This window comes from Psychrobacter sp. BF1 (genome assembly GCF_019279065.1).
Taxonomy (GTDB): Bacteria; Pseudomonadota; Gammaproteobacteria; order Pseudomonadales; family Moraxellaceae; genus Psychrobacter; species Psychrobacter urativorans.
This window is the reverse complement of record NZ_JAGYWV010000009.1, coordinates 89,317-108,591: the sequence shown is the minus strand read 5'-3', so window position 1 is coordinate 108,591 and position 19,275 is coordinate 89,317. Positions and strand designations below refer to the sequence as shown.

The following is a 19,275-nucleotide window of genomic DNA, read 5'->3' as shown; positions in this document are numbered from 1 at the left end:
GAATGTATTAATGAAATGACAGCAGTGATGACCTCGCAAAGGTTGGGCTAAGTTTTAGACAGCAGTTCTCTGCTAATCTATTGGCTTTATCAACATCTGCCGAGCTAATCACCTCAGACTATATTTAGTGGCTTATACCTTAAGCCTTGCTACACAATGCTTAGTCTGGCGCTGCACGGAAATATCTATTTATATAATACGATTATATCGACAAGTCTGCTTAGCGTTTTGCTAGGTCTTGGATGATACACAGCCGTATTATGGTAAATAAATAATCCTATCGGCTCAGCTTTTCACTTTCATAGCTATGGCTTATAAGCACTAGTACCAGCGATATTTATTAGTAAATATTATCTTGGCTACTACCTGCTATCAATCTTTTATTAAACTTCAAAAACCAAAAAATAGAATATATCTTTATTGAGATTATTTATTTGCTCTCAATAAAGGTAACGGTATTTTATTGTCTAAAATTTAACTTATTAAAAATAATTTTCTTATTTAATTAGGCGGGATAAGTATTACCTAATAATTGATAAAGAATAATTGATAAAAAATAATAAAAGCCTAGCAATAAAGTATCAATGATAATTAAAAGATGGAAAAATTATTAATGAGCATTCAATTAGTATTAAATGAAAGTGGTAAAAATGGGCTGCCGGTGAAGATTTACACTACTGATATAGAGCAAGGTGCCTTACAACAGCTGCGTAACTTAGCACAGTTGGAGTTTGTGCATTCACATATTGCAGTGATGCCTGATGTACATGTGGGTAAAGGGGCAACCGTAGGGAGTGTGATTCCTACTAAATCGGCCATTATTCCAGCGGCAGTCGGGGTCGACATTGGCTGTGGAATGAATGCAGTGCGATTATCACTAACAGCAAGCGATTTACCCGATAGCCTAAAGTCACTACGTTTAGCAGTGGAGCAACAAGTACCGCTTGGTTTTAATATGCATAAGCAAATTCAAGCCAAAATATCGACTCTTGACCCACTGGCAAAACGGCTAAAGCCGATTACTGATAAACATCCGGGGCTGCTTAAAATGCTCAGAGGTTTTGAGCGTACTTGGGCTAAGCAAATAGGGACTTTGGGCGGAGGTAATCACTTTATTGAGTTGTGCTTAGATGAGAATAATGATGTCTGGGTAATGCTACATTCTGGCAGTCGCGGCATTGGTAATTGTATTGGTCAGTATTTTATTAATTTGGCTAAAAAGGAGCGTCAATCACGCTTTGGTCATGTGCCTGATCGCGATTTGTCCTACTTTGCTGCGGGTTCTGATAGCTTTGCTGATTATATTGAAGCTGTGGAATGGGCGCAAGACTATGCCTTGGAGAATCGTCGCGAGATGATGCGCTTGGTTATCAAATCCTTGCAGTCGCCACAAGTAGGATTGCCACGCTTTCAGCTAACCAAAGAGGCTATCAACTGTCATCATAATTACGTCAATGAAGAAGTGCATTTTGGTGAGCAAGTCTATGTCACTCGTAAAGGGGCTATTAGTGCTTATGCCGGTGAGCTGGGGATTATTCCTGGCTCGATGGGCGCTAAGTCTTTTATTGTTAGTGGTCTAGGCAATAGTGAGTCGTTTTGTTCCTGTTCACATGGAGCAGGGCGACGTATGAGTCGGGGTAAGGCGGTGCGTACTTTCACTATTGATGAGTTAAAAGCACAAACCCAAGGCGTCGAATGTCGTAAAGATAAAGGGGTTATCGATGAAATTCCTAACGCCTATAAAGATATCGATGAAGTGATGGCCAACCAGAGCGACTTAGTAGAAGTCGTGCATACGCTAAAGCAGGTTATGTGTATTAAAGGCTAATGCTTGCCGCTAAAAACCAAAATTGATCGAATAAATTATAAATATAGGTAATCTAATGAGCTTAAAACAAACCTTAAAAAAGGCCAAGCAGATTGAACGGCAGTTAGAAAGTCGCAATAGCGATGTTCTCAATAGCCCTAGTCAATTACTAGGCACTGTCAAACCACGCAACTATTTGGCGCTTGACCCGCTGTTAAAAAAGGGCGGGATTCATGAAAGAGAAGATATCGATATCGCTCGTAAAAAGCGCCGTCGTGAAACCAAGCAACAGCTGCGACGCACAGACTGGTCATTAGAGTAGCTTTTGATTCAATCTAGATAAACATTCACTCACAAAAAAGCCGTTCACTATCAATAGCGAACGGCTTTTCTTATTCTATAATCGTTGACTGTCACAATCTTCACGCCAACCTACAAGATTTCAATCAAATATTGAAGATCAATCAACCTAAGCTAAGACCTCAATCAGCTCACCCTTGACCATATGCGGACTGACAAAGTCAGTAATGCGCACGTTAACGATCTTGCCTAGTAGCTCGTCCATTTTATCAGCGTCATAGGGGAACATCACCGTACGAGTATTATCAGCGGTACCGATCAAACAATCAGGGTGACGATTGGCTACTTGCTCGACTAATACTCGAGTGGTCGTACCAACCATCTCATAAGATTTTTGTAGCGTTGAATCGATAATAACCTTTTGAAATTCAGCTAAGCGTGCCTTTTTAGTCTTAAAAGTCACATCATCAGGCAGTTCAGCGGCTGGTGTGCCTGGACGCTTAGAATAGATAAAGCTATAGGAATGATCGAAGTTCAATTCTTTAGCTAAATTTAGCGTTTGCTGAAAGTCTTCATCGGTCTCACCAGGAAAGCCGATAATGAAATCACTAGAGAGATGAATATCAGGACGAATAGCTTTAAGTTTATTGATCTGATCGATATAAACATCAATAGTATGGTTGCGCTTCATCGCTGCCAATATCGCATTCGAGCCACTCTGCACTGGTAGATGCAGATGTGATACTAGCTCCGGTAGTTGGGCATAAGCGTCAATAATATCATCAGTAAACTCTAACGGATGACTAGTAGTATAACGAATACGCTCTACACCATCGACATGTGAGACGTAGTGTAATAGCTCAGCAAAACGGCAAATGCTGCCATCGTCTTTTTCGCCACGATAGCCGTTGACGTTCTGACCTAATAAGTTTATCTCACGAACACCTTGCGCTGCTAAGATATCAATCTCAGCCAACACATCATCGAGTGGGCGGGACAACTCTTCGCCGCGAGTATAAGGCACTACACAGAATGAGCAATATTTTGAGCAGCCTTCCATGATCGAGACAAAAGCTTTGTAACCTTCGACCCGTGGCTCCGGCAAGAAGTCGAACTTCTCGATACTAGGGAAGGACACATCGATAGTACCGATACGGTTTTTTGGGGCGATATCATGCTGCTTATTGGATTGATCATACAACTCAGGTAAGCGATGCAAAGTTTGTGGTCCAAATACCATATCGACATAAGGCGCACGCTTTTGGATGTTATCGCCTTCTTGTGAAGCTACGCAGCCGCCAACACCAATCACTAACTCTGGACGTTTTTCTTTTAACTTGCGCCAGCGGCCTAATTCAGAGAAGACTTTTTCTTGTGCTTTCTCACGAATAGAGCAAGTATTCATCAGTAGCACATCAGCTTCATCGATATTATAAGTGACTTCCATACCATGCGAATCGCCGAGCACATCAATCATTTTGCCAGAATCATAGACATTCATCTGACAGCCTTGAGTAGTAATAAAGACTTTTTTAGCTGCTATGGCTGGCGCTGCCTCTGAGGCTAGCTTTACAGGAGCATTGACCATAGTACCACTAACCATATCGCTATCAGTTTGGTTAGCAACAGCGTCATCGATGCGGGGGTTAAATACAGTAACACTCATAAGTAAAGTCCATGATTAACAAACAGAATATAGCGGCAGCAGGCCATTAATGGTGGCATATTTTATCATAATCGGTCAGCAATGTGAAAAAGAAGCTTAGTCTGATAGCTATAATCATGATAAATTATTTATAATAGTATCAATTGCTTAACTAATCGCTGTCTAAGCTAAGCATAGACCTTGATAACAGCGCTTTAATGCTAGCTTTTACCTCTCAGCATTTTTAGTAATAGAGCTTTGTTAGCTATCACTAGTCTTTAACTATTATCTAGTACAGTTAACTTAAAGTATTAGATTACAACCAGTTGCGTATCTTAAAGCACTCATATCACGGTTGTGTTACTCGCTATTGTCCTATTTATTTATAATTGGTAAAGGTAATGGTTCAACATTGGCCTAATGTTGGCTTAATATAGTATGATAAGCGCCATCACCTTAGCGATATTCAATGAATCGCTGTTTAAGCCTTATTAGGGCGTGTCTGATATTTCGATAATAACCTCAAGGTCGAATATCTAATATGTCTTTACATAATTAAGAGAGTCAGAATGACAAAGCATAATGTTGCCCACAACCTTAGTAATAGTGACACTAGGCCCAAATGCTTCAATGCCGCCACCCTGAAAATGAGTGCTCTTAGCTTAGCAACGGCAATGAGTGCGCTAGGGTTATCACAAGTCGCTCATGCTGAGCTGACATGGGGTAATAGTGAAGAGAATACTTATCAGCAACCAAGCAACTTTGAGCAACCAAGCAACTTTCAGCAATCGACTAATTTTCAGCAAGATAGTAGTGTTAGTTCCTTTAATGCTGCCGCCCAAGCGGAAAGTCGTGGCGATGTGAATGCGCTCTATAATTATGAGCAGTCGATGAGCGGTGGCTTGTTTGCGATGTATCCTACTTATTGGCGAATGAACTTAGATTTGAATGCGCAAAGTTCAGCAGCAGTATCACAATTTGTTCGTCAATATCCAAATACCGTTATGGCTGAAAAACTGGCTGCTGATTTTGCTGAAACTAAAGCAGCTGCAGGGGATTATGCTTCTGTACGTCAAGTGGCCAATTTGATCACCAACGCCGATGCGAGCGAGCGCTGTGCTATTGGGCTGGGTTTTAATAATGGTGGCGATACTATGCGTGCCATGGCAGAGAAATCAGACGTTTGGCTTAAAACTCTCAAGCAGCCAGCACTATGTGAGCAGCTAGCGACTGAGATGAATAACAATGCGTTGATCAGTAATCAAGACCGTGCAGCACGGCTAAAGCGTATGCTGCGTAAGGGTAAGACTGGCGATATAATGACATTGTCTTCACGTCTTGGGGCCACTATTCCTTATTCGGCACTCAGTGAAATTCAGCTAAGCCCAACGTCGTTCTTCAGTCGTTTTGGCATGCAGCCTAATAGCCAAACCAACCAATACTTATATCTATATGCTATGGGACGCCTAGCTGACAAATCTTATCGTGAAGCCTCGCAACAGCTGGAATTCGATATTAAGCAAGATAATCAGCGTTCAGCGCGCCTGTTAAATGATGACACTCGTCGTTATGCCTATCGTATCCTTGGGGTAGAGCGTATGGGGCACAATACTGATGATGGCTTCAATGCTGAGGCCGTTGACTGGTTCCGTAACAGCTTGGATAATGACTTTAACTTTGAAGAAGCTGAAGATTATGCTATAGCTGCTATTCGCTTTAGTCGTTGGGATGATGTGGTTGAAGCCATCTCCAAAATGGATGCTGAAACTCAAAAAACTAACAAATGGCAATACTGGCTAGCACGTGCTTATGAGCAATCAGGCGATAATAGTAAGCGCAGCACTGCTAAAAAAATGTATCAGCAGCTAGCCAAGAGTAATGAGTATTATGGTTTGATGGCTAAAGATAAGGCGGGTCAGCGTTTTGATATTAATGCCTTAGGCGGTAATAACTTACCTAACGTTAGTAGCGCTGATCGTGCTCGTGTCCTGCAAGACCCAAACTTCGCTCGTGCTTTCGCTTTATATAATGGTGATGCCAATCGAACTCATGCTAATCGCGAATGGAACTGGGCGGTTAAGCAGGCTCGTGACAAGCGTGATGACAACTTGATCATTGCAGCAGCGCTACAAGCACATGATGTAGGCTGGCTTGATCGTGCTATTTATGCGGCAGATAATACTGATAAAGCCAGTAGTTTAGCGCTATCACACCCGATGCCACATCAGAGCTCTGTAGTTCGTTATAGCCAGAACGCAGGTATAGATCCGGCTTGGGCTTATGGCATTATGCGTCAAGAAAGTCGTTTTGTGACCTCGGCACGCTCGAACGTTGGCGCTAGTGGTCTGATGCAAATTATGCCCGACACCGCCAAGTATATTGCTCGTAATTTAGGTGAAGCCTATAGCGCAACTAAAGCTAATAGTGGCGATACTAATATTCGTTATGGCACTTGGTATATGAGTGATATTTTGGCTAAGTTAAATTCTCAGCCAGTACTAGCAACGGCAGGCTATAATGCAGGACCTAATAAAGCTAAGCGCTGGCAGCCAGTGTATGGGACGCTTGATGCTGACCAGTATGTTGAATCTATCGCTTATCCTGAGACCCGCAATTATGTCAAACATGTTATGGAGAATGCTACGATATATAGTAATCTATTAGGTCGTGGGCAGCCTATCACTCAGCGTATGGGTACTATTCCAGCCGCTTTTTAACTATAGCTGATAGCTATCGACCGTAGCGTTGTTATAATCTGTCGCTATTATTTAAATCATTATTTGTGCAAATAAGCCATTAGTACTTCGCTACTAATGGCTTATTTTTTTAGCCTTGTTGCTAAAAGTATTCAATAAACACACCCTAAGCAGGTGTTCCTTGGTGTTGCCTTATTTACTCTATTTTTAAGAGTTTATTTTATAGTCTTATTACCTACTATTTTAATAGAAGCTATTGTCGAAACTGGGCGCTAATAAAAGAATATTCTCAGCGGTTTGCTCAGCAACTTACGTTTCTGCTATAGATTAAAAAAAGGGTTTTGTTACCATTGCATTAAATATTATCACTATTCTGAGTATGGTTACCTAAGTCTATAACCATCGCTTGATAACGACTGAATGTTTTATTAATTATGATAAAAAAATCCTTACAACATACCAGTCCTATAATCACTAACTCGCAGTTGATTAAGCAGCTATGGTGGTGCTATATCATAAAATTAAAGTCGATAACCGGCAGCTATTCAGCAGCTACTACATCTACTAAGTCTACTTTGTTTAGTGCTATCGTAGGATGCTGCCTGCTATTAGGGATGACATCAACGCCCGCTCAAGCTGCCAATGTATCTAAGAGCGGGCAGCGAGTACTGATGATTGAGATGACTCCAGCGTTATGTAAAATGCAACCCTCGCGTTCGCGCATGCGCCAGTGTTTAGAAGGCTATTCACTGACAGTAGCAGGTCTCAATCTAGGCTCTGGCAATCGTTGTGAACGGGGTAGTGAGCCTGATTTGACGCCTTTACAACTTAAAGTGGTCAACCGTATCATGCCAGATAGTACGGTTCGGAGCCAAGCGTGGTATAGATATGGTGCTTGCAGCCCACTGAGTGCCAACAATTACTTTCGCCAGATTGTCAGTCTTGCTAGCGAGTTAAAGTTACCAAGTGAGCTCAACAGTGGCAATAGTTATACCGTTTCTAAGTCAAGTTTTCTAGGTCAGATGACTCGACTAAATAGTGGAATGAATAGTGCCAGTATTGACCTGATCTGTCAGGATGCTAACCGGCGTCAATCCATCCTTACCGAAGTGCATATCTGTTATGAGGGTAACCAGTTCGGTACTTGTAGCAGTCCAATAAATAGTTGTGGTAAAAACTTTATCATTTCAGGCGGCAAATAAGCGCTGATATCTTTAAGTTATGGTAAGTATAAAATGTAACAAAATAGACCATAATGCACTTACCGTTGTCCCTAGACGGTTTGGCAAACGAAGTGCTACACTAGCCTCGGTTTATGGCAGTTGCTACATACAAGCTCAATGAGCATAAATTAATAAGCAAGAAAACCATATCTAATAATCAATTAGGGAGTATTTTATGAAACAGCCTATACGTGTTGCCGTAACTGGTGCTGCAGGTAATATCAGCTATGCAATGTTATTTCGTATTGCATCTGGTGAGATGCTAGGTAAAGATCAGCCTGTTATTTTGAATTTACTTGAAATCACTCCAGCACTTGACGCCCTTAAGGGTGTGGTTATGGAACTACAAGACTGTGCCTTTCCTTTATTAGTAGATATCGTTCAAACGGATGATGCCAAAGTAGCATTTAAAGATGTGAGTTATGCTTTATTAGTAGGCTCACGCCCACGTGGTCCAGGTATGGAACGCAAAGATTTATTAGAAGCTAACGCGGCGATTTTTTCAGCCCAAGGTAAAGCACTTAATGACGTGGCTAACCGTGATGTAAAAGTTTTAGTTGTGGGTAACCCTGCAAACACTAACGCGGTTATCGCTCAGCGTAATGCACCAGATCTTGATCCACGTAATTTTACTGCAATGACTCGTTTGGATCACAACCGTGGTATAGCTCAGTTGGCTGAAAAGACAGAAACTACAGTCAATGATGTTAAGAAGATGATCATCTGGGGCAACCATTCATCCACTCAGTATCCTGATCTAACGGCTTGTACGGTTAACGGTAAGCCAGCCTTGGATTTGGTTGATCGTGATTGGTATGAAAACACTTATATCCCAGAAGTACAGAAGCGTGGCGCAGCAATTATTAAAGCACGTGGTGCCTCTTCAGCAGCCTCTGCTGCTAACGCAGCTATTGCCCATGTACGTACCTGGGTAATGGGTACAGAGGGCGATGATTGGGTATCTATGGGTGTCTATTCTAATGGCGAATATGGTATTGCTAAAGGTTTGATCTACTCATTCCCTTGTACTTGTAAAGATGGTGACTGGTCTATCGTTGAGGGTGTTGATGTATCATCAGACTTCTCAAAAGATAAAATGGCAGCTACTGAGCAAGAGCTTAGCGAAGAGCGTGATGCCGTATCACATCTATTGCCATAAGCTAAATTTTATAGCTAATAGATAATAAAAAAGTCTTACTATTATAGTGAGGCTTTTTTTTAAGAGTTTTTTGCGGATATACAAGTTTAGAGTAGAGTACAACGTTAACATAACTGGTAACGTTGGATAACAGATCGTTTAATCTACCTTGCTACAATAGTTGCTGATTAGTGAGATAATAAACACAAAAATAATTGCCGAAATTAAAGGAGAGAGATAATGTTAGGTGAACCAAGTTACAGTATAAACGACTTATTTGCTCAATTAGGATTAGATAGCTCAGACGCAGCTATTGATGCTTTTATTGAAAATAACCAGTTAGCCAAAGACGAAGAGCTGACAAAGTCGAAAATTTGGGATGAGAAGCAACGTATGTTCTTACAAGAAGAATGGAAAAAAGACGCAGTATGGGTAGAGATTATCGATGAGTTGAATGTACGTTTGCATCCTACCGCTTAATGGGCATTAATCCTTAGTTTTAAATAATTACTCCCAAACACTTAGGCTTAAATAATTAATTATCTTAAATAATTAGTTTCAACCGCCAGTTACATAGTTAATAATGCAAAAAAAACCCACAAACGAGCTTTTTGTGGGTTTTTTATGCGAGCGGTGTAGAGGCTATATAGAATCGTCACTTAGCGCTAGCACTGAGCAAACAGGTTACTTTATAAATGAGCCTAGGATAAGGCTAGTCAAGCTGCTGTTGTCGCCATACTAATAAATCTGCCACATCGTTATGTATCCCTGCTCTCAAAGCTTCTAAGCCGTTATAGTGACGTTCACCATGCAAAAAATGCAAAAAACGTACTTGCAAGGTCTGCTCATACAAGTCGGCTTGCAACTGTGGAAAGTGTACTTCTAAACGCCATTCATGAGGCTTATCAACTGAAGGTCGAGTGCCGATACTAGCCGTACCAAATAGACTATGCGGCTGTAAACCGGCCACGCCGCTCTGGCCATTAGTCGCAAACTGGCTTAGCCCATCAGCGATAACTTCACCTTTATCATCGAGCGCAACCACATCAACAGCGAAAATACCATGTAGAGCGGGTTTAATACGAGCCAAATCGATATTAGCAGTAGGGAAGTCCAAAGTACGCCCGATCTTATCACCACTGACTACTAATCCGGTAATAGTATAGTCGCGACCCAGTAACTTATTGGCAGCGTTGATATCACCAGCCAATAGTAAGTCACGCACTCGCGTAGAGCTAATACGCTCAGCAGTGTTCAATTCAGCAGTATCGTTAGCAACCGCGCTGTGGTCACTGTCGTTATGATTAGTGTCAGTAACCGTATGTAGGTTAATCACTTGCAAGCCATAATCACGCAAAAACTGACTGTCGCCAATGCGGTCATGACCAAAACGAAAATCATCGCCTAACACTAAGGCTTGTACATTGAGCTGCAAGGCTAATAAATCAGCAAATGCCTTAGCCGATAAAGCACGAAAGTCGCTATCAAAACTGACTACTATCAGGGTCTCAACGCCATGCTCAGCTAATAAGGCTTGTTTTTCTGCTAAATTAGTTAAGCGAGCAGGGGCAGTATCAGGAGAAAAGAACTCCCGTGGCTGTGGCTCAAATATCATCACTGCTGAGCTCAAGTTTGACTCATTAGCTATAGTAAGCACTTGCGCCAGCATAGCTTGATGACCTAAGTGCACACCATCAAAATTGCCAATAGTTAACACGCAAGGCGTCAGTTGTGACGGATAGTTAGCCGCTGCCAACGGATCATTGTCCGTCAGCATCGCGTTTGATGTGGTAATTAGTTGCTCAAGAAAATAGGTATTCATAAGTTTGCAGCTACGATAAGAGCGAATAAATAAAAACACTGCCAAGATAGATTTGCAGGGTTTAAAGCCAGTCATTATAAAGTAAAATAGCGTCAGTGACATTACTACTGACATTATCAGTAACATTACCGATAACATTGTCAATAAGGTAACCGATGACGTCATTAATAGCTATTTTATAGCACTGATTATTCCAACACTCACTATTCTAATCGTCGCTATTAGAATACTGATTAACGGCCCACCCTTTATTAAGTCTATAACTGAGTCAATAAATACTGCAATAACCCTTACAATAATTAAGACAACACCCCTATATTAACTATGAGAGCTATTATGAGTGAGTTTCATGCTGAGCCAATAAGGCTAACTGATAAATTTATAGTTCAACGCGCAACTGCTGATGATCTAGCCGTTGTGTTAGCTATTTATAACCAAACTATCGCTGGTAAGCAAGCTACGGCCAATTTAGTGCCAGTCAGTTGTGAAGAGCGCGCTGATTGGTTTAGCGAGCATATTGACAGTCCTACACGGCCCATTTATGTGGTTAAAACTAGTAACAGCGAAGAGCATAACCAGGAACACAATCTAAATAAGCAACCGTCAATCATTGTAGCTTGGGGCAGTTTTAGCGACTTGTACTCGCGTCCGGCTTATCATATCAGTAGCGAAATTAGTATTTATTTGCATAGTGATTATCATGGCCAAGGGTTAGGCAGCTTGCTTACCCGCTGGATGCTTTTGCAAGCACCAAATTTAGGTATTCGCAATATTGTCGCTCTGGTCTTCGCCCATAATAAACCCAGCTTAGGACTATTTCATAAGCTGGGTTTTGAGCAGTGGGGCTATATGCCCCAAGTCTGCGATATGCAAGGCTTTATAGCGGATGTAGTGATGCTAGGTATAGCGGTTAAGAGCCAAGACTAGCGCAAGGTTTTGTTAAATACTTACTCAAAACCTTGCTTGCAACCTTCATTAAAAGTTTGCTCAGCTATTTAGCCTAGTATTTTCCATTTGCCATCTACTTTTTGTAGTTCATAAGACAGCGGGGCGGGTTGTTTTTGACCTTTTAGCATGAGCTCACCGTCTATAGTAGCGCGGGTCTTATCTTCATTATAGCTAGTATTAGTGATAGTAACGCCTTCTACGGTCTGCTGAAAAGCATACTGGGTCTTCGCAAGCTCTTGCTCAAAATTAGCTAGATCTACTTTATAGTAAGTTGCTGCTTGTTTAACATCGCCATAATATAAAGTGTTGAGCGCTTGTTTTACCGTATCTTCAGGGGTGCCAGCTTCAGTAGGGTTATTGACCAGACTGGGCTGCTCACCCGTAGCAAGTGCTGGATTGGTAACGTCACTAACTGCCTGATCAGTAGTTGCATCGCTAGAGGCACTTTTAGGGGCCGCTACTGATTCTTCTGTGCTATTACTGCTGCTATTGGTAGCACTATCAGCCTTCTGTTTGTTAGCGACCGTATCAGCTGAGTTGCCCTCAGTACTAACTTCGTCGACATCATTACTACTACAGCCACTTAACAGCAAGCCAGTGCTTAACAAGCTAGCTATTAGTAGTGATGGTAACTTTAAAGTTTTGGTTCTCATAGCAGACCTCAGAATTCGTATATATTTATATAGTAACAGCCAATGGACAGCTTAAGCCTGTTTTGGTGACTGGTATCCCTTTAACCGTGTCTAAGCTGGCGTGGACGAAAGCCACTAGCGATTAGCACTACCGCGTAGACTAAGGCACCTACCGTGCAGATAATCAATAAAGCCACTAATCGCTTCCATTGCGCTGAATCAGTTGGGAAGTAAGGAAGCATTAAGTATAGAGCTGTCACCATCGATACGGTAGCAGCCAAAAACTGGCTAAAAAGTTTTTTCCAATGGCTGTCAAAGCGAAAAATATCACGCTTATGTAAGAAATAATACAGCAAACCGGCATTAACAAAGGAGGCGAAAGTAGTTGCCAGCGCAAGGCCACCATGCAGCGGTATATCAAACAGATAAAAAATACCGATAAAGATCACACTAAAAATCATGTTAGCAAATACTGAAATAATACCAATCTTGACTGGCGTTCTGATATCTTGACGAGCAAAAAAAGCGGGTGCAAAAACTTTAATAAGCATAAAGCCTAAGATTCCACCAGCCATACTACGTAGCGCTAAACCACTCATTTGCGCATCACGTAAACTGAATTCGCCACGTAAAAATAACGCTTGCATCAACACATCAGCAAGTACGAATAGCGCAGCAGCAGCAGGTAGACCGACGACGACGATTAAACGTGCCGCCCAATCGATAGTTTTCTTAAAGCTAGCATCGTCTTTTTTTGCCTCACTTTTAGATAAACTCGGTAAGATAACCGTACCAATAGCCACCCCAATTAGTCCTAGCGGTAGTTCGCTCATACGCTCAGCAGCATATAACCAAGATACTGAACCGCCAATCATTAAGGAGGCGAATATAGTATTGAGGAGTAAGTTAATCTGGGTAACTGACACGCCAAAGATAGCTGGCAGCATCAGCTTTAAGATACGCCTAACGCCTTCATGTTGGAAGTCAATTTTAGGCATCACTAATAGCTTTTGTTGCGATAACTGCGGCAATTGGATCAATAGCTGTAGTAGACCGGAGATAGCCACTGCATAGCCTAGCGCCATAATAGGCGTGTCTAACATCGGTGAAATAACCACCGCTGCACCTATCATGCATAAGTTCAGCAGTACTGGTGCAAAAGCAGGAGCAGCAAAGCGCCCATAACTCTGCAAAATGCCGCTGGCAAAGGCCGTCATAGAAATAAATAATAAATAAGGAAAAGTTAAGCGCAATAGTTCAGCAGTAAGCGCAAATTTATTGGGCTGATCAGCGAAACCTGGAGCGAACAAGGTTACTACCCAAGGGGCAATCAAAATCACCACAAGAGTGAGCATCGATAAAATAAGCAGCAGTGCGCCTGAGGTGCGACTGACTAGAATTTGAACTTGTTGTAAGCTGTACTTTTCTTTGTATTCAGATAATACTGGTACGAAAGCTTGGCTAAATGCGCCTTCAGCAAACAGACGTCGCAGAAAGTTAGGGATCTTAAAGGCTACCAAAAAGGCATCCATTAACCCACCTGCACCAAACACCCCTAGTAATACGATATCACGTACTAGACCTAAGATACGCGATAGCATGGTCATGCTACTGACCACCATCGTGGAACGAAATAATCGACTTTTTGCCATGGGAACCTATTCGCTAATTTGTCTGATAATTGACTACTGCAAAAAAACTGACGGATTATAGCATTTTCATAGCCTATCTATAGCCTATCTATAGCATATTCATAGCTCATCTATAGCATAGAATAATGAATGGCTTTCGGCGGGTATAAAGGTAGTGATGGACACTAGCCCATACGATTTTGCGTAACCATGGCGCGTAATTTAGCCCATTCAAAATAATCACCTGGATCGGTCTTACGTCCTGGAGCAATATCACTGTGTCCAGTCAAGTGCTGGCAAGTTTTAGGATAAGCCTGATAAATAGCGCTAATGACTTGCGCCAAGACTTGGTACTGCTGGTCGGTAAAAGGGCTAAAATCTGATCCTTCAAGTTCGATACCAATGCTATAATCATTACATTGAGTACGGCCCAAATAACTTGATCTACCGGCATGCCAAGCCCGCTCATTAAAGTTTACGAATTGAGTGATAGCGCCATCACGCTCTATAAATAGATGTGCCGAGACTTCTGCGCCTTCTATAGTTTGAAAATAAGGATGCGCTTGCCAGTCTAGTTGATTGGTAAATAGCGCTTTGACATAGTGAGTCCCATTGGCGTCAGCAGCGCCGAACTCACTAGGTGGTAAGCTGATATTATGAATAACGATAGTATCGATATCGATGTCATTAGGACGCGAGTTGCTATTAGGGGAGCACAGCCACGTAGCTGCTGATAAGTGCCCCTCACTAATGGTCATCGCAGCAGCTGACAATGACAGGTTTGCTGATATTGGCATAGTATTCTCTAAGATATAGATTGATTTAAAGCAAGATCGTTAGCAAGTTAATCAGTAAGATAGTGCGCAAAATATTACTAAGCAACCGACGCTAATAACTAATTATAAATATAATGGACAAAGTTCATGAAAATCAACAAAATTTATCTAAGCTTTTATTTGTAAATTACCAGTAAACCTTAGCAAATACACTTTAATAAAGCACGAGGATTTATTCTATGCCTAAAGCACCTAATGTAATAGTATCCGCATACCCGCAAGCTAACTTTAAGGTTGCCGAGGATAGTTTCGCTAGAAGTCGTTGGGCTAGAATAAGTAAGCGTGCTCGTTTACCGGCTACTATCGCCGGCTTACTATTGACTGTACAGTCGCAAGCGTTTTTACCGACTCCAGAATCAGTAGTGACAACAGGAGCATTAGCGGATGAAACCCAGCCATTAGCAACTAAGGCAAAAATAATCGATGTAAACCCAGCGTTGACTGCTGCTAGTAAGGTCACTAATCAAGGCACTAAGCAAGTCGCTAAGCAAGTCGCTAAGCAAGTCACTAATGAGGCACCAAACAATAGCAATGCTACGGCTGCTAGTTCTAAAGCTAGTACTAGTGCAGTAGCAAACAACGCTGAGCAGCTGCTCATGACTTGGCGTCAACAAGTGCAAGCGGACAATTTAGCTCAGCATACGACTTGGCGCAGGTTATTATATTTTATTGATGATAATAAAAGTATTTTTACCAAAAATACAAATAACAGTATGATCGACAACCCAAAATTCTTTTTAAGCGCTACTGGTCAGCAAGATTCAGCTGCAGAACTTGATGCGACATTAGTTGCACTAGCGCAAGAGTTCACTAGGGCGCGCAGCACTGCTAACACCAGCAGTAATGCACACATTGCTGCAAATGATTCGGTACTTTGTCGCTTTCCGGCGCGAGTCAAATGGCTAACGGATAGTTTGAATTTTCACGATGCTCAATTGCAGATTGACTGCCCAAAGCTGGATGCTTGGATGACAGAGCTAGCCCCTGCGCAGCTGTCAGTAATGTTCGCTGAAGAATATCTAGACAATCCCATCTCTGGGTTTGGACATACTCTGATGCGTATAGATTCAGCAGCTAGTGCGGCAGATTTTAATCAAATTCACCATGCTTATGCGCTTAATGATACGGTCGATGGTGATAGTTCTGATAACTTTATCCTCTATGCCATAAAATCAGCGACTGGTCGCTATAATAATTTGATCGAGATTGATCCTTATCCAAAAAAGCTGGCAGAGTATTTAAAAACTGACGAACGGGATAGTTGGACTTATCAGTTAAATTTGACTCCGGATGAGGTGCAGCAAATCATGTTGCATGTTTGGGAAACTAAAGACTTAGCGCTACCTTATTACTTTGCCACAGATAACTGCGCTTCTGAGATTTTACGGCTGATCGATGTGGTACGGCCCGATGAGCACTTATTAAGTCAGCTGCCGTACGCGGTTATTCCCTCCGATGTCGTCAACTTACTACAAAAAAACCAGCTGCTAGCCAGCAGTCGCTTTACTCCTTCTGATAGTAGCGTGCGCCAAGCACAGTTAAATCAAGCAAAACAACAAGCCAAGCTTACTAGCAAAGACCAGCTAGGCTATCATCAGCTAAGTAATAGTGAGATTGAAGCTATTAAATCAGTTGATAGCAACCCGGCGTCAAGTATGGCTACTGATGGCCAAACGCTATTGCCGTTAGCTATTGCTGCCTCAGATAATAATCCACTTGACCGTCATTCTTTACAGCGCGGTCATATTGGCATAGGTAATCGTGGCGACAACAGCTATATCGATGTCGGACTACGCGCAGGCTTTCACGATACTTTGGATCGTCCTACCGGATTTCACCAGTTCTTCGACTTAGAAGGGCTTGAAGCAACGCTGCGCTTTTATGATAACCATAACGATAAAGGTGAGCAGCCAAGAAAGGTCGAATTACAGAACTTTACCTTGATTCGTGGGCGCTCATTTAATCCAGTCAATACTGCCCAAAAAGGTAAAACTTGGGGTGCCAGTGTCGAAGCCACTCGGGTTAATGATGGCTCGCGACGAGATGGCACTGATCATTTAGTGGCTAGTACTACCCTTGAATACGGCAAATCGTGGGCATTTGGTACGCCAGCCACAGAGTCATCAGGCTTAATAAGCGCTGAGATGCCGCCGCAGCTGTGTTACGCCTTGGCTACTGGAGCAGTGCAAGGTGGGCGTGGAATTAGCAAAGGCTACCGTGTAGGTGCTGGGGTCAATGCTGGTTGTGTCTATCAGATTAACAATCAGTTACGTGCGCAAGCTGAATTGCAACTGCCATATTGGTATCATGGCAGCAGTGACGAAGATGCGCAGGGTAGCTACTGGCAGCCTATTACTACTCTTGGGTTGCAATATGATATAGATAAAAAACAAGCACTACGTATCAATGCTAGCTACGATTGGCAAGATCGTGTCGATGCTAACGATGATATAAAATTAGCTTACATGCGTTACTTTTAAGAACTATCAAAGCTAATTATCAAACACAGTTATTAATAACCGTAGCAAAAACAATTATAAATAAGGACCGTTTATGAGCACTCAGCAATGGCTAGTTATCGGTCAAGGTGATATTGGTTTACCAGTGACTAATAAGCTTGCCCAACAAGGTTACTCAGTGACTGGACTTGCACGCAGCGCGCGTAGCGATTACGCTTTAGCTGAGCAAGCAAATTTTATCCAAGCCGATGCGCTTAAAGTCAGTGCCGAACAGTTGCAAGACTTTACTTGTATCACTATTATCGTCACCCCTGATGAGTACTCAACTAGCGGTTATAATAAGAGCTATTTAAGTATCTGTCAGCATTTGGTCCAGCTTGCTGAGCAGTTACCTAAACTTGAGCGTGTAGTATTCATCTCATCAACAGGTGTATATGGTCAAAATAAAGGCGAGTGGATTGACGAAAATACGACACCAGCTACTCCTGAGCGTGATGCCTCAAAAGTAATATTGCAGGCGGAGCAAGCGCTGCAACAAGGTTTTGCTGATAAAGCTGTTATTATTCGTCCTAGTGGCATTTATGGACGCCAGCGTTTAATGCGTTTACGTAAGGTCAAAGAGGACAACAAAGACCCTATAGCTAGCGCTGATTGGAGCAATCGGATCATGGATAGCGATTTGGTCACTATTATTAGTAAAGTACTGACCATTGAGGCACCTAAGTCGCTTTATTTGGCTACTGATTATTTACCAGTGACTACCTTACAATTGAGCGCTTGGCTAAGTCAGCAGCTACAACAATCGCCGCCAATTGTCGATGATAAGCAGACAGCGATTACCGGCAAGCGCTTACACAGCAATATTCCATTAGCTTGGCTTGAGTTTGCCGATTGGCAAGCTGGGTATAGTGATATATTGCAGCATCAACAGGATTAGAGTCTGTTGAAAGAATTATAATATTATTTAGATTGTATAAACGGTGACTTAGAGTATCAGTAGCTATTATTGAGCTGGCTGCTAATTTATAAGTTACTGCTATTTTATGTTTTTAAGTATCACGGATATGCTATGACTCAGCCCCATACTTCTAATGATTGTTTGCCTAGCAGTCATGCCATACATCAAGAAGCTAAGCCAGTAGCAGATAGTGTTGAGCTATCGAGTCTATCGACTAATCAGCAGCCAGCTATAGTGCATCCCAATTTTGACCCTAAGCAGACACCGATTGATCCAGCACGGTCATTGAGTGATATTCCAGAGCCAGCACGACGAGAGAATAGTCAGTTGCGTCGGCTCTATGGTAAGTCCTCTCGCTTTCAGCAATCAGCTGCTGAACGTCTATCAAAATGGGCTTTGATAGCATCAGAACCTTTGGCTGAGCATTTAGCGCTACTCAAAGCGGCCCAGCTAATTGAGTTGCCTGATAGCTTTTATCAAAATTATAGATACGATCCTAATCACGCTAGTGAACAGGCGTTGCTCACTAGTATTGATAGTATGCAGCTAATAGATATGGCAGATATTCAGAACGCTATTAGTGCCTATCCAAAACTGACTCGCTTTGGTTTTTTGACTACTGATATGACTAACAAAAGCATTATTAAAGCCCGCCCACTGACAGATACCGCCACTCATGATAGTAAGTCAGCTACGCTACGCACCTTAGTAAAACGCTATAATGCTGATGAGTTGCTTAACAGTCTTTATGCTGATGATTGGCAAGTGATATTGCAGCCGCAAGAGTTTGAGACTGGTAGCGGTAGTTTGGCCACTGATATTATGGCATGTAGCGTGGCTGTGCATGCTCTAAAGCAATGCCCTACGCGCAAAACCATTAATAAAAGCTACAGTGCTGCGCAACTCTGTCAATATGTACGCAGTTACTTGCTTAGCCAGTTGGGAAACGCCCCAGCAAGCCGTCAACACTATCGACAGATTCGGCTGTTTAGCGGACATATTATCGTAGCAGCTCATCATTTAGGCTGGGATATCCAAGCTGATAAGAATGGCAATTGCTACTTTAATATCTCCTCACGCTGCGCGCTTCTTAATCGCTATGCCAATATGCAAGATTATGCTATCAATGGTTGGTCAATTTAGCTGACAATTTTTATAATGATATTTATAATGACGGCTT

General features: G+C 42.1%; 15 protein-coding genes. 10 read left to right on the top strand and 5 right to left on the bottom strand.

Annotated elements, in window-relative coordinates:
- Positions 1-613: 613 nt before the first annotated feature.
- A complete protein-coding gene (locus tag KZA12_RS11080) occupies positions 614-1,828 on the top strand; it encodes an RtcB family protein (RefSeq protein ID WP_218690263.1) in 1,215 nt (404 codons plus the stop codon).
- Between the two features lie 55 nt (positions 1,829-1,883).
- The gene (locus tag KZA12_RS11075) at positions 1,884-2,129 is read left to right on the top strand and encodes a hypothetical protein (RefSeq protein ID WP_218690285.1); all 246 of its coding nucleotides are present in this window, start codon (positions 1,884-1,886) and stop codon (positions 2,127-2,129) included.
- A gap of 147 nt (positions 2,130-2,276) precedes the next feature.
- Here the strand turns inward: KZA12_RS11075 and miaB are convergent, their stop codons facing one another.
- Positions 2,277-3,773 carry a tRNA (N6-isopentenyl adenosine(37)-C2)-methylthiotransferase MiaB gene (miaB, locus tag KZA12_RS11070; protein ID WP_218690262.1) on the bottom strand — a complete coding sequence of 499 codons (1,497 nt, stop codon included), beginning with the start codon at positions 3,771-3,773 and terminating at the stop codon, positions 2,277-2,279.
- 548 nt (positions 3,774-4,321) lie between these two features.
- On the opposite strand from miaB, the gene KZA12_RS11065 reads away from it, so the two are divergent.
- The 4 genes from KZA12_RS11065 to KZA12_RS11050 all read left to right on the top strand — a co-directional run bounded on the left by KZA12_RS11065 (position 4,322) and on the right by KZA12_RS11050 (position 9,289).
- Positions 4,322-6,469, top strand: a complete 2,148-nt coding sequence (locus KZA12_RS11065) for a lytic transglycosylase domain-containing protein (RefSeq protein ID WP_218690261.1) — start codon at positions 4,322-4,324, stop codon at positions 6,467-6,469.
- Between the two features lie 413 nt (positions 6,470-6,882).
- The gene (locus tag KZA12_RS11060) at positions 6,883-7,650 is read left to right on the top strand and encodes a hypothetical protein (protein ID WP_256932946.1); all 768 of its coding nucleotides are present in this window, start codon (positions 6,883-6,885) and stop codon (positions 7,648-7,650) included.
- A 196-nt stretch (positions 7,651-7,846) separates the two neighbouring features.
- Positions 7,847-8,830, top strand: coding sequence for a malate dehydrogenase (locus KZA12_RS11055; protein ID WP_218690260.1), 984 nt, complete (start codon positions 7,847-7,849; stop codon positions 8,828-8,830).
- A 219-nt stretch (positions 8,831-9,049) separates the two neighbouring features.
- Complete coding sequence (locus KZA12_RS11050) at positions 9,050-9,289, top strand: DUF2789 family protein (protein WP_201623495.1); 240 nt, start codon at positions 9,050-9,052, stop codon at positions 9,287-9,289.
- Positions 9,290-9,521: 232 nt separating this feature from the next.
- Here KZA12_RS11050 and ribF read toward each other — a convergent pair whose 3' ends face one another.
- Positions 9,522-10,631, bottom strand: coding sequence for a riboflavin biosynthesis protein RibF (gene ribF, locus KZA12_RS11045; protein ID WP_218690259.1), 1,110 nt, complete (start codon positions 10,629-10,631; stop codon positions 9,522-9,524).
- Between the two features lie 336 nt (positions 10,632-10,967).
- On the opposite strand from ribF, the gene KZA12_RS11040 reads away from it, so the two are divergent.
- A complete protein-coding gene (locus KZA12_RS11040) occupies positions 10,968-11,558 on the top strand; it encodes a GNAT family N-acetyltransferase (RefSeq protein ID WP_256932945.1) in 591 nt (196 codons plus the stop codon).
- A gap of 68 nt (positions 11,559-11,626) precedes the next feature.
- Here the strand turns inward: KZA12_RS11040 and KZA12_RS11035 are convergent, their stop codons facing one another.
- The 3 genes from KZA12_RS11035 to ampD all read right to left on the bottom strand — a co-directional run bounded on the left by KZA12_RS11035 (position 11,627) and on the right by ampD (position 14,639).
- Positions 11,627-12,232 (bottom strand): hypothetical protein, encoded by a 606-nt coding sequence (locus KZA12_RS11035; protein ID WP_218690257.1) that lies wholly within the window; start codon positions 12,230-12,232, stop codon positions 11,627-11,629.
- An 80-nt stretch (positions 12,233-12,312) separates the two neighbouring features.
- A complete protein-coding gene (murJ, locus tag KZA12_RS11030) occupies positions 12,313-13,863 on the bottom strand; it encodes a murein biosynthesis integral membrane protein MurJ (protein WP_201623499.1) in 1,551 nt (516 codons plus the stop codon).
- A gap of 164 nt (positions 13,864-14,027) precedes the next feature.
- Positions 14,028-14,639: a 1,6-anhydro-N-acetylmuramyl-L-alanine amidase AmpD gene (gene ampD, locus KZA12_RS11025; protein ID WP_218690256.1), complete on the bottom strand. Its 612-nt coding sequence runs from the start codon at positions 14,637-14,639 to the stop codon at positions 14,028-14,030.
- A 218-nt stretch (positions 14,640-14,857) separates the two neighbouring features.
- Between ampD and KZA12_RS11020 the strand changes: the two genes are divergently transcribed.
- The 3 genes from KZA12_RS11020 (at position 14,858) to KZA12_RS11010 (ending at position 19,238) form a co-directional block, all read left to right on the top strand.
- The gene (locus tag KZA12_RS11020; RefSeq protein WP_218690255.1) at positions 14,858-17,158 is read left to right on the top strand and encodes a DUF4105 domain-containing protein; all 2,301 of its coding nucleotides are present in this window, start codon (positions 14,858-14,860) and stop codon (positions 17,156-17,158) included.
- 73 nt (positions 17,159-17,231) lie between these two features.
- On the top strand, positions 17,232-18,074 hold the full coding sequence (locus tag KZA12_RS11015; protein WP_218690254.1) for an SDR family oxidoreductase: 843 nt from the start codon (positions 17,232-17,234) through the stop codon (positions 18,072-18,074).
- 132 nt (positions 18,075-18,206) lie between these two features.
- Positions 18,207-19,238 carry a hypothetical protein gene (locus KZA12_RS11010; RefSeq protein ID WP_218690253.1) on the top strand — a complete coding sequence of 344 codons (1,032 nt, stop codon included), beginning with the start codon at positions 18,207-18,209 and terminating at the stop codon, positions 19,236-19,238.
- Positions 19,239-19,275: the final 37 nt, after the last annotated feature.

Excerpts from the sequence above, each read along its gene's own strand:
- KZA12_RS11010 (WP_218690253.1), top strand. The coding sequence starts at position 18,207 with ATGACTCAGCCCCATACTTCTAATGATTGTTTGCCTAGCAGTCATGCC.
- murJ (WP_201623499.1), bottom strand. The coding sequence starts at position 13,863 with ATGGCAAAAAGTCGATTATTTCGTTCCACGATGGTGGTCAGTAGCATG.
- ribF (WP_218690259.1), bottom strand. The coding sequence starts at position 10,631 with ATGAATACCTATTTTCTTGAGCAACTAATTACCACATCAAACGCGATG.
- KZA12_RS11065 (WP_218690261.1), top strand. The coding sequence starts at position 4,322 with ATGACAAAGCATAATGTTGCCCACAACCTTAGTAATAGTGACACTAGG.
- KZA12_RS11080 (WP_218690263.1), top strand. The coding sequence starts at position 614 with ATGAGCATTCAATTAGTATTAAATGAAAGTGGTAAAAATGGGCTGCCG.
- ampD (WP_218690256.1), bottom strand. The coding sequence starts at position 14,639 with ATGCCAATATCAGCAAACCTGTCATTGTCAGCTGCTGCGATGACCATT.
- miaB (WP_218690262.1), bottom strand. The coding sequence starts at position 3,773 with ATGAGTGTTACTGTATTTAACCCCCGCATCGATGACGCTGTTGCTAAC.
- KZA12_RS11075 (WP_218690285.1), top strand. The coding sequence starts at position 1,884 with ATGAGCTTAAAACAAACCTTAAAAAAGGCCAAGCAGATTGAACGGCAG.
- KZA12_RS11055 (WP_218690260.1), top strand. The coding sequence starts at position 7,847 with ATGAAACAGCCTATACGTGTTGCCGTAACTGGTGCTGCAGGTAATATC.
- KZA12_RS11060 (WP_256932946.1), top strand. The coding sequence starts at position 6,883 with ATGATAAAAAAATCCTTACAACATACCAGTCCTATAATCACTAACTCG.
- KZA12_RS11040 (WP_256932945.1), top strand. The coding sequence starts at position 10,968 with ATGAGTGAGTTTCATGCTGAGCCAATAAGGCTAACTGATAAATTTATA.
- KZA12_RS11035 (WP_218690257.1), bottom strand. The coding sequence starts at position 12,232 with ATGAGAACCAAAACTTTAAAGTTACCATCACTACTAATAGCTAGCTTG.
- KZA12_RS11050 (WP_201623495.1), top strand. The coding sequence starts at position 9,050 with ATGTTAGGTGAACCAAGTTACAGTATAAACGACTTATTTGCTCAATTA.
- KZA12_RS11015 (WP_218690254.1), top strand. The coding sequence starts at position 17,232 with ATGAGCACTCAGCAATGGCTAGTTATCGGTCAAGGTGATATTGGTTTA.
- KZA12_RS11020 (WP_218690255.1), top strand. The coding sequence starts at position 14,858 with ATGCCTAAAGCACCTAATGTAATAGTATCCGCATACCCGCAAGCTAAC.